The organism is Anaeropeptidivorans aminofermentans, assembly GCF_940670685.1.
GTDB classification, from domain to species: domain Bacteria; phylum Bacillota; class Clostridia; order Lachnospirales; family UBA5962; genus Anaeropeptidivorans; species Anaeropeptidivorans aminofermentans.
The window spans coordinates 3,307,360-3,323,154 of the sequence record NZ_OW711693.1; the positions used below are offsets into that span (position 1 = coordinate 3,307,360).

Consider the following 15,795-nt stretch of genomic DNA (forward strand, 5'->3'; position numbering starts at 1 on the left):
ATCCTCCTTCTTTATGGCCAAATACGTGTAGCGCCCTGAACTCTTAAATTATTAATCCCATCTTTCATAATCGTGACAAAGTTTTCATTCAAATCCGTTACGACAACACCGTTACCCTGTATATAGAATTTTGCTTATCCTGGAGCATTAGAGCTATTTGGTATTTTTTTGCCCATACCCATCCATTCCCCTTGTCGAACTTCAGTTGCATTACCATAGATATCGTTTATTGTATTTCTCAGGATATTTCTTACATTAGGGTCTGCTGGATCTAATCCATAATCTTGTGCGTGCTTTCCGATCTTTTTACCAAACTGACCATCATCAATGTTTAACTTCCTACTTGAATCCTTAGCACTCTTGCTGGTTTTACTAAGAAGTTCTGCCTCGTTTGATAAACCCAAAGCTTTACTGTTATTAACATAAAATTCCTTAATTTCTTTTGCATATTGGGAACCTTGAAGAAATTCTTCTTTAAAATACTTATCAGCTTCATCAACCTTTTGAAGAGAATTTAAGGCACCGCTGTTTTTGGCGGTAAAATAGCTTGTAACACCAGACAGGCCTTCAAGAATAAGCCCTGTAAATATACCCCCTACAGTAGTACCCAGCTGAGTAGTGTTATAGGTGGCAATAATCCAAGCTTTATCTTTATTGCTTAGCTTGTCCTCATAGTGTTGAAAGTTTACTTTACTCATTTCTCCGTGGGACTCAAGAATATCATAGATAGCTAAGCGGTCCTCAATAACGGGAAGCTTTTTGTACTTATCATAATTAAGGAGAAAGTCTATTTTCTTGACTACCTTATCTGAGAGGAGAGCATCCTCAAACAGCTGCTCAACAATGAGCTTATCTGCATATCTTTCATAAAGCTCTTCTATATAATCAGGGACATTTTGCAAGTCATTTCTTCTTTCATCTTTGCTTATATAGGTTTCAGTCGGATTGTAAAAGAAGGACAAATCCTCAACAGGTAAAGTTTCTTTCAGCATATTGATAAATGCTTTCCTGTTGGGGAATGTTTCCTGAGTGTCCTTGTCTTTATCTTCTGAGATTAAAACATCTTTAAGTATATTTTGTTTTTCATCTTCTAAAAAATTATCGCTGCCAGTTGCAATCTCGCATTTGCAATTGGGGTGCATAGGGGGAAGATTGATTCCCTCCTCGGCTTTATCAATAGATAAAATACTGCCGTTAAGGGCCTGACATTTTTTGCAGGCGTCTGAAGTGCTGTACGAAACAGGTAGTGCTTATAACCTCTTAGCCTAGCCACATACAAGGCTAATTTAACTTCCTGTTCTTTAACCTTGTCCTGCACCTTATTAATAAAGCTTTCTATTTCCTTATCAAATTCACGGTGTATTCTGTTTAATATGCTGCCAATTTTGTAATTTCTGCTGGAATAGCCAACCAGTACACAGGCTCGGCGGGAGAGGGCTTTGTGGATTATTTGAGACAAACAGAAAACACCATTATTGTCGGAACAAATACAAAGGGCGCTTATTCCACCGGAAATGTTGTCCAAGTAAAGCTTCCCTATAGTAAAATTGCTATCTCCTGCGGCTTCAATCTACATCTGGAGCCGGATTTGCCAAGTATCGAGGGTATTGGCATAGAGCCTGATATTTGGGCACCACCGGATGAAAGCCTTGAAAGAGTCATTAAATTCATAGAGAATTATGGATTAGCGGATTAAATGAAGATGTAAAATAATTGCCTGTGAAGAACCCTTCTATAAAAAATAAAAAATGGAAGGGCTTTTAATGCTAAAAAAAAAGTAAATGAGTAGGGTAGAAGAGTAGTAATAAAGTGATTTTCAAACAACCCAATACATATATGCTCAACACTCCAGAAATGCGTGCCAGAACTGAACCCTTCACCTTAAATCAACATTAATTGAAGGGCAAAAAGGTGAATGCCAGTTATCCGCCTACAAAAAAATGCCAAGTGTCCGATTTCTCATCTATATAATAGTAACCGCAAGGCTAAAAACCTTGCGGTTACTATGTTTTTTGGTGGAGATAAGCGGAATTGAACCGCTGACCTCTTGAATGCTATTCAAGCACGCTTTTATATATTGGTATCCCCATAAAAATGCTTTCATGAGGATTTTAAATACAAAAACGAAAAAATCAAGTCCCATACAAACCTTGGATTTTCTATGTTTTTAATGAAGGTACCACCCAGATTTGAACTGGGGGTGAAGGAGTTGCAGTTGCTTAAATACATTGTTATATAAATTTATAATACTTCAGATTAAATCAAAAAACGGCTATTTTAAAAAGATTTTAGAGAGTAAGCGTGTACAGGAAACTATATACAAAAAAGAAGTTTTTCAAAATTTATTAGAAACCCTATTAGAAAACATCATTAACTAATTTTTAGAAATAGATTAGGTGGTCTAAGAAAAGCATTGCTGCTTGTCTGTACGCTCTTAAAAGTATATATTCTACGTCTCATCAAAAATTTGAGAGAACTTATATGCCTTCTTCTGCATTATTTTATAATTTGTACTACCATCATTAAGGTGAGCAAATCCAAGATCGCACCTATTTTAGGCGCTATGCATTTTTCGATATCTTTCAAGGGAATTTATCGTTTGCCTTTAGCAAGTATTCAAATCTCAATGACAGAGGTCCTAAATATAAAAAAGGATAAAGCACTAAATAGGCTCGATTAGGCTCCTCAACGTTTTGCACCCACTTTAATTTATAGTAAGCATTTATAAAACATCAAAATTGATTACCTCATCAGCTATTTTAACAAAATCTGAATGATGAGTAATAATAATTATAATTTTATTTGCCTTCTCCTTTTTTAAAATATCATATAAATTCCATATACTTTTTTTATCTAATGCTGAAGTTGGTTCATCCATAATTAATAATTCAGCCGTCTTGTTGAGTGCACCAATAATTGCTATTTTTTGCTTTTCTCCACCAGAAATATTATCAGGGTTTCTTTGTATGGAAAAATCTAATCCTTCGTCTAAGGTATCTATAAACTGATTAAAGTTAAATTGTGTTGCTATATTTCTGAACCGACTATCACTTTCAATATTAAGATTATCTCGAACAGAATCGAAATAGAGCTCTGGCTCTTGAAGCACTACTGCACATTTAGATTCCCGAAATTGACTCATATTGATATCTTTAATATTAACTCCATTTATTTTTATTTTTCCAGAATAATTATAGAGTAGACCGAGCAATAAAGTATATAATGTACTTTTTCCAGAGCCATTTTTACCTGAAAGCACATAAATTTTGTTTTTTTCTAATTTTAAATTTAGATTGCGTAATACCATTCTTTCATTATCATATGAGAAACTTAAGTCTGAAATTTCAATATTATGGAGCTCTCCAATTGATATCTTTCCTTCTATTTCTCTTTCAGCATCAAGTATATTGCGTAGCCTATGGTAAGATACCAAAGCGCTTTGATAGGATTCGCTATAATTTAAAGCGTAAGATATATTAGACATTAAAATCTGAGAGTATGTATTGATTATAATAAATGTGCCTAAGGTCATGTTACTGATAAGTATTTCCTTCGCTGAATAAAGAAAAATAATACTGTTAATCATATATTTAGCTATACTATCAATTATTCCATATGTCTGCTTTATCCAAATATATTTCATTTTTGAAGATAGAAATGGCCCAAAACTTTGAATAACTTTAGAGTCTGTGCTATCAAAAATTCCATTCAACTTAATATATTTAATGAACTCCAGTTGATGGTGCATCTTAGAAAAAAAATTGTTCTGAATTTCTCTAAATTTAAAATTTGCATTATATAATGGTTTTTTAAAAAAATTGTAAAACACAAAATAAACAGGTATGAGTCCAAAAATCAGAATAGTCATTATTTTGTTTAGCTGAAACATATATATAGCAATATATACAAATGAAAGAACTGTGGTTAAAATAGACATTATGCTTTGAATTGCAAATGCAGTTAAGTTTTGTGAATCGTTATTTATTCTTTCGGTAAAATACGCTGATGAATTCTCACTTAAATATGATAGTGGTAATCGTTTCAAATGTGTAAACACATGATATTTTATGTCAAATTCAGCCTTTGTATAAAGTTTTGCTGATGTAATATCATTTATAAAATCAGCTAATATTTGAATTCCCCAAGAAATAAATAGTATAATCAATATTCTAAAAGTATTGTTTTCATATTCTATTAAAGTATTTTTAAGTGAGTCAACAAATATCCCAACCAAATAAGGATTAAATAACGATAATATCCATATTAGTGATGATAGAAAAAAAAATAGAAAAAAAATACTTTTATGTTTTAATAAAAAAGGAAATATAAATTTATATAATGACATAATCTAGCCCTATCTTTGTTCTGACAGACACCAATTTTCATATACGAATTTTAATTTATCCTTATAACTATGTAAATCATGGCAGCATGCATAGTTATCTTTATTATTTATTCTAAAGTAAGCACAACCGCCTTGACAGCATGGTAAATATGTACAGGCTTTACATTCATCAGACAAATCTAAGCTCAACCATTTTGTCTGCTCATAATTATATACTGGACCTGTTTTAACGCTGCCTATATTGTTATCTTTAACATTGATTTTGTTCCAACACGAGTATAATAATCCATCTGGAGCGACAACGTATTGCCCTAACCTTTCAGCACCACAATATAGATGCTTTTGTAAAGGATATAGTCTATTTCTAAATTCATCTGGGGATAGTCTGTATTGCATTTTTGCAACCTCAGTATCTAACTCTCCAAACCTTTCCATGTTAATCATATACTTTTCTTTATTAGCATGAGTTTCAGAGGTATTATCAACGGGAGCTAAATAAAAGTATGGATTTACCCCCCATCCCATATCATTAATAAAATAATCAATCAATTGTAATATATCCTGTTCATTTTTAGAATCAACATTAATACGCACATTAATATCCATAACATCTTTTGCCTGTTCAATATTACTAATGAGCAATTCAAAACTATCTTCGCCATTTTTTAATATTCTTCTTTTATTATGGATATCTTTAAGCCCATCTATAGTGATTTGTGCAAATGCAACTTTTTTTCCTCTCAACTTTTGAGCTGTCTCTCGATCCAATAATGCACCGTTCGTAATAATTCCAGCACCATAGTCAACATCATTTTCGCTACATATTTTTATTAATGCATCCGAAAGATTATAAATTATTTGCGTTTCTAATAAGGGCTCTCCTCCGAACCATGTAACTTCAAGATGTTTGCATGAGTTTCCTTTGAGATACTTCTCTACAAATTCAACTAAATCATGCTGGGTTTCCTCACTCATTACCTCCTTTGTATGTTTTTCAAAACAATATGGACATGCCATATTACAATACATGGTTGGAGCAATGGTAAGGCTAACTGCCTCGGTATCATTTCTACTTAAATTCCTCAAAATAGAGATTTGACCAACTTCGTCAATATCCTCTTGGACAATAAACCCAGCCTTTTTCATTAAATCTATTATTTCTATATTTGCAGCATGCTCATCTATATTCTCAATATTATTGTATATTTCTAAACCTTCTTCATCTAATTCGGTGAAAATACCTGAATATGTATTATACATTAAACTATATTCCGAATTTTTGTCCACTTCAATATTATAAAAGGATTTTTTATACATAATTGCCCCCAATAATTAATAATTTATATTACTAGTTCACTAGCTAATAAATTATCTTTTCAAAAAGTTATCTTAGCTTTTTAAAGTTGGATTATCTGTTTAATAAACGAATACGACTAATATAAGACATTAATTGGGTAAACATTAAATCAATTAACAAAATAATGTACCTTTTATTTCCCCTATTTTTTTAAACTTACACTATACTTAGTTTTTCACTTATATATTTAGCTAAATATCAGCCTTCTTCTGTATATAAAAGCAACATAACGCTATAAGTTTCTTAGGAACTACTGATTTATTGTAATAGGCCAGTAGTTCCTAAGAGACAATTAAGTATAAGCCCATAAGAATATGCAAGTACTTAATCCTATTAAGATAGCGTTCTTATCTACTTATGCAATGGCTGCAAAAGCAAGCCTTTTGACAACCAGCATCGCAAGCATTACATTTAATAGTGATCAGTGTAGGCTTCTTAACAAGAATTTCAGGATTAATGATTTTCATAAGCCTCCTCCTTTCTCGTTATTTTTATATAATGATAAAATATAATGTTTGATAAAATTAAGTAGGATTTTGAGTCTGATAGAATTAAGTAGAATACTAAGTTCGATAGAATTAAGTAAGATGTAGGTCAGACAAAGAAATTAAATCTAGAAAGTGAAATTATTAATAGTAAGGTTATATGATATATATATCATAACCTTTAATTTGTGTCAACATATCTCTAACTATATTTTTTTTATCATTTATTTGGTTACTTTTGATATAATTAATTACAATTATTAATTTAAAGATAAATATTCTACAATTGGGTCTTTCCCTAAAATATAATCTGTAACAGATATATAAATTTCTTTGTCAGGCACTAATACATTGTGGTTACCTACACAGTCAGTAATAATATCCAAATCAAAATCTTTCAAATGCTTAAAGTTCTTTGAGGATAAATTAAATTTAAACCCTGTGTTTTTCATAGTATGAAATATTGGAGCAGAATATCCAAGAAAGTTCCCTCCGGAGGGCTCCCCTAATATAGTTGCAGCTGTTGAAATTTTAAGCCATGCCACTTGCTTGGTAGCTAAAGAAAAAGTATGAATATCTGTAAGTATAATTAAGCCATTATTTTCGTTTTTATAGTCAATGATGAAGTTAAGCCACTCATCATTTAAAGAGCCTGTTCCACCCTCATTTCCCCTAAAATCAATTATAATTTTTTTAGGCATAACTTTTTCGACTCTATTTTTTAATGAAATAAAAAACCTATTTAACTCATTATCTGTTAAAATAAGTGAGCCTACTTTAATGTAGATGCCATTTATATCTGGCATTTCACATATTATTATCGAGTTTTGGGGGTACTGTCTATAAAGCGGTGTCTCGGTTGACTCTTTTACATAAATCAAGTCAAGCTCATTTTTTAAAATCTTATACTTATCAATAAACTCTATTCTATATTCTGATATAGAACCACTTATCTTTTTAACTCCTAAATTAATGGTTTTGATATTGCTATTTATCAAATCTAATGCTTCTAACATTATATATGAGGAAATATTTTTTATAAATTTACTTTGAGCATTATAAATGTTATCATATCCCGTAAGATTTTTAAATTTTTCAAATATATCTATTATGTTATTTCCATTTATGCTTATTAACTTACTGTTAACTATATCTGCATATTTTTCCAAGTAACTTCCAACACACCAAATCTCCTTATCTAGATATTCAAAATGCAATGGTATCACTTCATTCACAAAAGGATTCTCAAAGCTACTTTTATATATAAACTGTCCAGCACTATGACCATCATTTGGCAATGCTAACGTTTTCTGAATATTTATTTTTATATCTTTGTCATCTAAAAAGGTAATATTTTCCTTAATTAAATCAACATTTTTTATTTTATTTTCAAATAAACTTAGCGTATCTGTTTTTATTAATACGTCATGAAAAGTACTTTTATATGTCTCTAATTCTTCTATTAAATAATTTAAATCATCTTTCCACAATTGAATTCGTTTACTGAATTTTCTTTTATCAGTATTCATAATATTAAGTAAAGGCTTATCCTTTTTAAAATTTTCCATACTTTCATTTCCTTTCAATAATAGATTTATTTATTAATCAAAATATTAATTATTGAAAACTTTTGCATTATTATAATTTCAAACTAAAAATGGCTAACCCTTTAATTTAGATAATCATATTGTGGGAAATAAAATATACAATTTTAAAATGTCGACTATTCTAATTAAATGCTTTGACAATTTAATGCTTTAATATATAATTTTAAGCATAATATATTTTAATTACAATTTAAAATTATTTTTTTAAAATAAGGGAGAATTTCTATGCATAAAAAAATTAAAAATATACCTATATTTGTAGGAATCTTAACCGTTTTATTAATTAGTGTATTCGTTATAGGTAAAATCAACTTATCTCATAATGAATTTGTAGGGCCTCGCCCAGATACTGTCAAAAGTAATGATACTGAGCGAAATATTAAATGGGTCGAAGATATTGATTATTTTAAAAAATTATTAAACGGCTATATAAGCAGAACTCTTGATATAAAAAATAATGAAGAGGATGCCCGAATAAGCGAAGTCTTTACTTTAGAAATTGAACGGCTTAAAAATGACATTCCCTATCTTAACAACTTTGAGATAGAAGCGAGAATACAAATGATTACAGCCTTGTTTCATGATGGTCACATGGCTACCGAATTTTTATGGGAAAGTTATTATAAAAATGCTTTGCCCTTGTCCTTTACTTTATATGAGGATGGTATATATTGTACCACAGTTTTTGATAAGTCCTATAAAAATGCCTTGAATTGCAAGTTAAATGCTATAAATGGTGTATCAATTGATACAATTTCTGATAGATTTGAAATATTTTTTACAGGTGACAATATCTATGATTCGAAATCAAAACTTAGCAGACGTATAAATTGCCCTCAGGTCCTTAAAGGATTAGAAATTATAGAAAGTATAGAAGACCCCGTAACTTTTACACTTACAACCTTAGAAGGAGATACTTTTGATTTATACGTTGATAAACGTATAAATCAAGATATAAATCATGAAAGTTTCATTAAGAGAGATGAAGGTGATGAAGCCTTTTTTAATCGGGATGTAAAAAATGATAAAGATTACTGGATTGAATTTTTAGAAGAAAATAATATATTATATATCCGCTCCTATTATATTCCACACACCAATGCTCTTGATAAACTTAATGAAAATATTCTTAACATTTTAACAGAAAAACAGGTAGATAAAATAGTTTTAGATTTACGTGGAAATGAAGGCGGCCAAATTACACTTGAGCATAGCTGGAATGATACCCTGATATCCTTTGGCAATGAAACGGGGCATTTATATGTAATAACTGATTATGACACATTTTCTATGGGCGCTGTAACAGCGATATACTTGAAAGAGAAAGGGAATGCCGTCATTATAGGCCTACCACCTTCTGGAGGGGCCCCAAAGGTTGCGGATATGACCCCCTTTGAGCTTCCCAATTCAGACTTTATGGTAAACATTCCTCAAAACAAATTCAGGTCTAAAGTAAAAATAAACCCAAATTTAAAAGACAATATACTTGAACCTGATATTCAAACTGGTATAGATATTAATAACTATATTCATAAAACCGACCCTGTTTTAGAATTAATTAAAACCTTTTAAACAAACAAATTTATAATTATCTATAAAATATAATTTTGCAAGAGGCACAAAAAAGTAGCAGAATATGTATCTTTCTGCTACTTTTAATTATTTTGCCAGTTAGTCAAACGGCCTTTAATAAGATTCTCTAACAAGGCTTACTGGCGTATTGTGCTTATATCATCTTCCACTTTTTGAGTTCTGCATTATCCTTAATTCCAAAACGGCTGCGCAGAGCATTGGTGTCGCTGTAACAGTAAATCGACTCCGAGGTTGCAAAATATCATATTTATTAAATAAAAACTCCACCTTGACTGATTCAAACAGCCCTATATAAATCTTTGTTAATAATAGAGCCATATAAAGAGCAACAGAAACAGAATAAGTTATTGCAACCAAATGATTACGTTGATGAAGGCTATGTATTCACTCACCCAGATGGCAGGCTTATATCTCCCAATTATATAACCAAACATTTTAGGCAGTTATTAGAGCGCAATAATTTAGAGGTAATAAAATTTCACGACTTATGCCATTCATCAGCCAGCTACCTCTTGTATCTCGGATATAACCTCAAAGCAATATCAACTTGGTTGGGGGCATGGTGATATAGGCACTACGATGAATCTATATGCTCATATGGATTTGGAAGCTAAAAGGAGTATAGCAGAAAATCTTAACGATAAATTTTCCAATATGGCTTCTAATCTTATATATGATTAAAATTTTAGACAGGCAGTAAAATTAGTAAAAAAAATAGAATCAAGGTCTATACAAAACCTTGATTCTATCAGTAAAAATGAAGCTGGGCTGGATGGATTCGAACCATCGAATGCAGGAGTCAAAGTCCTGTGCCTTACCGCTTGGCGACAGCCCATTATGAAATTAAGCGCGAAACGGGATTCGAACCCGCGGCCCTCGCCTTGGCAAGGCGATGCTCTACCACTGAGCCATTCGCGCATAATGTTTTAAATATTAATTAAATTACTGCAATATTGTACTATTCAATCTTATAATTGTCAAGAGTTTTCCTTGAAAAGTTAAATAAAAACCTGAGTTTCCATACAATTACAGCAAAACAATGAATTAGCGTAACAAAAACCGTATATTTTGAATGGCTTAAAATAGCGATTCTATATTTTAAGCCGTTTATGAAAAATAGGTTTTTGTTCCTTCCTTAATCCTGTTTTGCTATAGTTCCTATTTTTGCAATTTAGGGCAATTATAGAGATATAAATACAATATATAGAAGTACTATGAATAAAATTAAGCCTTCCTTAATTTTATTTTCAAATACATTTTTCAATAAAAACTTGTTTATAAGCCTAATTTTATAATCAAAACCACACGCTTAACGCATGGGTATGCCTTGGTCCAATATTATTGGCCGCCCCTTCAGATGCAATAATGTTTTTTTATGCATACCCTTTTCTCTGCTGTAGGAAACAAGATAGCCTTTTATGGTTTTCAGTTTTGTATCTTTTTTGAAAATTATCATCTGCATTACTTAACACTGTTTGCGGAAGCTTTCTATTCTGACGGCTCTTACCTGATGTAATAAAGCATTCTGCCTATATTATGTTAAAATTACGTATTTTGTGATATTATATAATTATTATCCTAAGTAAGTTTAGAAATGATACAAGTATAGACTGTGAAGTATTCTAAGTAAATATACTTTTATTTGAATCAATAATTTAATTTTATTAATTATAATATAGCCGTAACAGTTTCTATACTTTCTCTTAAGGATAATATATAAGAATAAAAAGAAACCCAGCTATTTCAAAATATTACTATTGCTGTAAATTCAATTCATAAAGGAGAATTCAATGTTAAAAATAGGAAGTCACATATCCTCGGCAAAAGGCTATTACGCCATGGGGAAACAGGCCTTAAAGCTTAAGGCAAATACCTTTGCGTTTTTTACAAGGAACCCCAGAGGCGGAAGCGCCAAACCCATAGTTGAAGAGGATATTAAGAAATATAATGAACTGTCTCAGGAAGCAGGCTTTCATAAAATAGTTGCTCATGCCCCCTATACACTGAACGGCTGTTCTGCGGATGAAAGCGTTAGGGAATTCGCATGGAGAACTATGGCGGAAGACTTGAAAAGAATGGAGTATACCCCCCATAATTATTATAATTTTCATCCGGGAAGCCATGTAAAGCAAGGCGTTGATGTAGGGATAGATTATATATCCCAAATGCTTAATTTTGTGCTTAAAAAAGAGCAAACAACCATTGTTCTTCTGGAAACTATGGCTGGAAAAGGAAGCGAAGTAGGCAGAACCTTTGAAGAGCTTAAGGAGATTATTGACAGGATAAACTTAACGGATAGAATCGGCGTATGCCTTGATACCTGCCACGTCTGGGATTCGGGATATGATATCGTTCAGGACCTTGACGGGGTACTGGCGCATTTTGATAAAATTATAGGGCTTCCGTTTCTTAAAGCCATACACCTTAACGACAGCATGAATGACAAAGGCGCCAGAAAAGACCGTCACGCAAAAATTGGCGAAGGCAGAATAGGCCTTGAAGCAATGGAAAGAATTATTAACCATACTGCCCTCAGAGAACTTCCTTTTATATTGGAAACCCCTAATGATGATGAAGGCTGGGCAAGAGAAATAGCCCTTTTAAAATCTTTGTATAAATAGACTTTTTTCGCCTTCATATTAAGCTGTAAGCCTATAATTATATTTTCAGCCATTGCTGTGTATTTTATTTCGGAATGTAAAATAGAAATTCCTATTACAGAAATAATCAGAATTTTTCTATGTTATCTTTTTAATGCTATTAAAGAAGATTAAAAATAAAAATGCTTCATTATATTTATATACTATAAAATCTTGCTTAATCCACTGGATAAGGTAGCCCCAAACCACTGGCCTGCACTTTATAGACCTAACCCTTTGCAATAGCAAAGCCTGTCTTGTTTTGTTTTATTCTAAGCGAATTTAATAATTATGCAAACAGAAACTTATAAATAGTTTTTTAAGGGAGCGCCTTTTTGTGGCTATTTATTAGTTCTTTTAAATGTCTTCAGGAAATTATATCTTAAAATACAATCGTACCTTAACATAATAAAAAGAACCTGCATATGCAGGTTCTTTTTATATAAGTAAGCTTTTAAATATTTTTTTAAGTTCACGCTCACCATATGTTTAAAAGCTTTTTCAATCTTATCCAGCATTACATTATAAGTATAGAATTCTTTATTGATTTAAATAATCTTGAACAAGCTGAACCATTACGGCGCTTCCCTTTGCGAAAACACTTTCATCAAGGAGAAACTTCGGATTGTGGTGGCCGTAGACAACGCCGTCCTGAGATACAACGCTTCCTAAGAAATAATATGCGCCGGGAACTTCGTTAAGGAAAAAGGACATGTCTTCCGAGCCCATGATAGCCTGAGGCTGAACGAATACCTTATCGCTGCCAAGAATTTTCCCTGCTCCTTCTATAACCATTTCTGCCATTTCCTTATGGTTTGTAAGAACCGGATAATCCCATGAGAATTCAAATTCGTAATCAGCCCCGTAGGTCTCACAGGTGGTTTTTACTACCTGCTCTATTCTTTCGGCTATAAATTTACGAACCTTAGGGTCTATGCTTCTTGTGGAGCCTTCCATTTCAACCTTTTCAGGAATAATATTAGAGGCTGTTCCCCCGTGAATCATGCATACGGATATTACGGAAGGAGAAAGGGCGTCAAGCTCTCTTGCTTTTATCATATAAATGCCGTTTATAATCTGGGCGGCTATGGCAACAGGGTCTATAGAAAGATGCGGGGTGGAGCTGTGGGCGCCTCTTCCCTTTACGGCAATTTTAAAGGCATCACGGCAGGCCATGGCATTTCCGTAGGAAACGGCAACTTCTCCCGTTTTAAGGCCGTCTATCAGTACCCCGATATGCTGGCCGAAAATAGCGTCTACTTTAGGATTTTCAAGGCAGCCTTCTTTAATCATAGGCTCTGCACCTCCGGGAGATTCTTCTCCCGGTTGGAATATCAGCTTCACATTGCCTTTAAGCTCTGATTTGTGGTCGTTTAATATTTTTGCGGCACCAAGAAGCATTGCGGAATGGGCGTCATGGCCGCAGGCATGCATAGAACCGTTTGTGGATTTAAAATCCAATCCTGTTTCCTCAAGAACAGGCAAAGCGTCCATATCGCTTCTTAAAGCGACGGTTTTCCCGGGGCTTCCCCCTTCAATAAGGGCAACGATACCGGTAACGCTTTTCGTGCAGGTATAAGGAATACCCATTTCATCAAGCTTACCCTTTATGTATTCGCAGGTTTTAGGAAGCTGAGTGCCAACCTCCGGTATCTGGTGAAGCTCTCTTCTCCATTTGATAATCTCGTTTTCAATTTCCAAAGCAAGGTTTAAAATATTTTCCATAGTACATCTCCTTTCAATGATAGGCCGCAGTTTTCTTATGTATTGTAAGTTTTTTAAAGAAGTAACATAAGCCGATTCATTATAAGCTCAAAACCACAGCTTCCTTCGAAGGCAGTATATTTTGAGAAAGCGTTAAAATACGGTTTTGTTACTGTTTAAATATGCTATACTATAAGCCTGCGTTACTTTGGTTTTTTGTTTTTAATCTTATTTACATAAGTATAATTATACTTTAAAAAAATATATAAATATACCCCTTTATCATAATTTTAAAGGGGTATATTTGCTTTATATTGAATTATAAAATTTCGGTTTAATGCTGAATTATTTCTTAAAGCTGCGCTGAGATATTTTTCTGAGCTTATATTTTTTCCAAAAGCTCTTTTAAATCGTTTTCCGTAAAATCATATTCTTTATTGCAGAAATGGCATCTTAAATTGGCATTCTTGTCATTTTCAAGCATATCTTTAAGCTCTTCTTTTCCTACACTGATAAGGGCTTTTTCAACTCTCGTTCTGTCACAGTCACATTTGAAATTTACCGGGGTTTTTTCATAAAAAATAATATCTAAATCCTCTAAAATCATTTTCATAATGTCCTCGGGGGAATTGCCTTTATCCAGAAGGGTGGTTACCGGTTCAAGATAGGGAAGCTTTTTTTCTATGACGGAAATGACCTCTTCGGGGGTATCCGGCATTAACTGAATGATGAAGCCGCCGGCTTCTTTACAGCTATAATCCGTATCCACTAATACCCCAAGAGCAACCGAGGAAGGAATCTGCTCACTTTTGGCAAAATAATAGGTCAAATCGTCTGCTATTTCCCCGGATACTAAAGGAACCTGCCCCGACATAGGCTCTTTTAGGCCCATATCCTTAATGACTGTAAGCACTCCTTGGCCTATGGCGCCGCCGACGTCAAGCTTTCCGCTGGGCTTTAGAGGCAAGTCCACGATAGGCTCGTATACATAGCCTTTTACGTTTACTTTATTATCTGCCGTAACGACGATGCCTTTTAAGGGGCCGTCTCCTTTGGCTGTAATGGTCAAAATATCCTGATCGTTTTTAAGCATTGCCCCCATAATGGCGGCACCGGTTAAAAGCCTTCCCAAAGCCGCCGTTGCTACAGGGCTTAAGCTATGGAGCCTTTGGGCTTGTCCCACCGTATTTTTCGTATATGCGAAAAACGCTCTTACGGAGCCGTTTCCTGCCGACATTCTAATGATATAGTCTTCCATTTTGTCCTCCTATCTTTTGCATACAAATACGGCCCTTTCGGAAAAATCCGTTAATGCTTCCCCGCTATATCCGCCGTAAATGTTTTTTATTTCAAAGGAAAGCGCTGTAAGCATTTGGGATAGCTCGTCTATACCATATGCTCTTTCGTAATGGGCCTCCTGAAACCGTTCAAAAAGACCTGTTTCTTCATCTTTTATAAAAAAGGTCATCATGTATTCGTTTATTTTTTCCTCTTCATCATAATAATTTTCCCATATATAGGCGGCATTATCCTCCGCAGCGGAAAAATTATGTTCTCCAAGGATATTTTTAAATTTATGCTCTGTATTGATGTCAAATATAAATGTTCCGCCGGGATTCAGATAATTCTTTACAAGACGTAAAACCGCCATAACCTCGGAAGGCTCCAAAAGATAATTCAGCCCGTCGGAAAGGCATAGAATACTGTCTACAGTACCGTAAAGCTCAAATTCCCGCATATCCTGCTGCAAATAAAGGATTTCAGGAGAATTATCCCGCTGCCTTGCTACAGAAAGCATTTCTTCCGAAATATCGATTCCCGTCATGTCATAGCCTTTTTTATGAAGAAGGGAGGTAATCTCTCCTGTTCCACAGCATAAATCAAGGATTAAAGAAGGCTTTGTGCCTTCTCTAATCCATATATTTTCTAAAAACGCAACTCTTAGCTCATTATCGTTTTCCATAAATAAATCATAAACTTTGGCAAATTTGCCGTAGGCTCTCATAGTTCCTCCTGTAGGGCGGTGTATGTTTCAAGGCCTATGGGAACGTTTGCCCCCATAGAC

11 protein-coding genes and 2 tRNA genes are annotated in these 15,795 nt (G+C 33.3%); 3 read left to right on the forward strand and 10 right to left on the reverse strand.

All coding sequences use genetic code 11. The features are described from left to right. Positions 1 to 134: 134 nt before the first annotated feature. Complete coding sequence (locus NBX03_RS14050; protein ID WP_250228404.1) at positions 135 to 992, reverse strand: hypothetical protein; 858 nt, start codon at positions 990 to 992, stop codon at positions 135 to 137. A gap of 98 nt (positions 993 to 1,090) precedes the next feature. Continuing rightward, positions 1,091 to 1,459, reverse strand: coding sequence for a hypothetical protein (locus NBX03_RS14055; RefSeq protein ID WP_250228405.1), 369 nt, complete (start codon positions 1,457 to 1,459; stop codon positions 1,091 to 1,093). Here NBX03_RS14055 and NBX03_RS14060 point away from each other — a divergent pair. Continuing rightward, positions 1,442 to 1,696 (forward strand): S41 family peptidase, encoded by a 255-nt coding sequence (locus tag NBX03_RS14060; protein ID WP_250228406.1) that lies wholly within the window; start codon positions 1,442 to 1,444, stop codon positions 1,694 to 1,696. The two genes, NBX03_RS14055 and NBX03_RS14060, sit on opposite strands and share 18 nt — an antisense overlap. A gap of 1,026 nt (positions 1,697 to 2,722) precedes the next feature. On the opposite strand, the gene NBX03_RS14065 is transcribed toward NBX03_RS14060, so the two are convergent. The 3 genes from NBX03_RS14065 to NBX03_RS14075 form a co-directional block, all read right to left on the reverse strand. After that, entirely contained in the window at positions 2,723 to 4,345 is a 1,623-nt protein-coding gene (locus NBX03_RS14065) for an ATP-binding cassette domain-containing protein (protein ID WP_250228407.1), read from the reverse strand. Positions 4,346 to 4,354: 9 nt separating this feature from the next. After that, complete coding sequence (locus NBX03_RS14070; protein ID WP_250228408.1) at positions 4,355 to 5,662, reverse strand: radical SAM/SPASM domain-containing protein; 1,308 nt, start codon at positions 5,660 to 5,662, stop codon at positions 4,355 to 4,357. Positions 5,663 to 6,447: 785 nt separating this feature from the next. After that, positions 6,448 to 7,755 carry a hypothetical protein gene (locus NBX03_RS14075; RefSeq protein WP_250228409.1) on the reverse strand — a complete coding sequence of 436 codons (1,308 nt, stop codon included), beginning with the start codon at positions 7,753 to 7,755 and terminating at the stop codon, positions 6,448 to 6,450. 264 nt (positions 7,756 to 8,019) lie between these two features. Between NBX03_RS14075 and NBX03_RS14080 the strand changes: the two genes are divergently transcribed. Continuing rightward, on the forward strand, positions 8,020 to 9,366 hold the full coding sequence (locus NBX03_RS14080) for a S41 family peptidase (protein ID WP_250228410.1): 1,347 nt from the start codon (positions 8,020 to 8,022) through the stop codon (positions 9,364 to 9,366). Positions 9,367 to 10,150: 784 nt separating this feature from the next. Here the strand turns inward: NBX03_RS14080 and NBX03_RS14085 are convergent. Beyond that, positions 10,151 to 10,222 (reverse strand) — tRNA-Gln (locus NBX03_RS14085). A gap of 11 nt (positions 10,223 to 10,233) precedes the next feature. Beyond that, positions 10,234 to 10,305, reverse strand: a tRNA-Gly gene (locus tag NBX03_RS14090). Positions 10,306 to 11,177: 872 nt separating this feature from the next. Between NBX03_RS14090 and NBX03_RS14095 the strand changes: the two genes are divergently transcribed. Beyond that, complete coding sequence (locus NBX03_RS14095) at positions 11,178 to 12,008, forward strand: deoxyribonuclease IV (protein WP_250228411.1); 831 nt, start codon at positions 11,178 to 11,180, stop codon at positions 12,006 to 12,008. A gap of 558 nt (positions 12,009 to 12,566) precedes the next feature. On the opposite strand, the gene NBX03_RS14100 is transcribed toward NBX03_RS14095, so the two are convergent. The 3 genes from NBX03_RS14100 to NBX03_RS14110 all read right to left on the reverse strand — a co-directional run bounded on the left by NBX03_RS14100 (position 12,567) and on the right by NBX03_RS14110 (position 15,735). Next, complete coding sequence (locus NBX03_RS14100) at positions 12,567 to 13,751, reverse strand: M20 metallopeptidase family protein (RefSeq protein WP_250228412.1); 1,185 nt, start codon at positions 13,749 to 13,751, stop codon at positions 12,567 to 12,569. Positions 13,752 to 14,112: 361 nt separating this feature from the next. Continuing rightward, entirely contained in the window at positions 14,113 to 14,988 is an 876-nt protein-coding gene (gene hslO / locus NBX03_RS14105; protein ID WP_250228413.1) for an Hsp33 family molecular chaperone HslO, read from the reverse strand. Positions 14,989 to 14,997: 9 nt separating this feature from the next. Beyond that, the gene (locus tag NBX03_RS14110; protein WP_250228414.1) at positions 14,998 to 15,735 is read right to left on the reverse strand and encodes a class I SAM-dependent DNA methyltransferase; all 738 of its coding nucleotides are present in this window, start codon (positions 15,733 to 15,735) and stop codon (positions 14,998 to 15,000) included. Positions 15,736 to 15,795 lie beyond the last annotated feature (60 nt).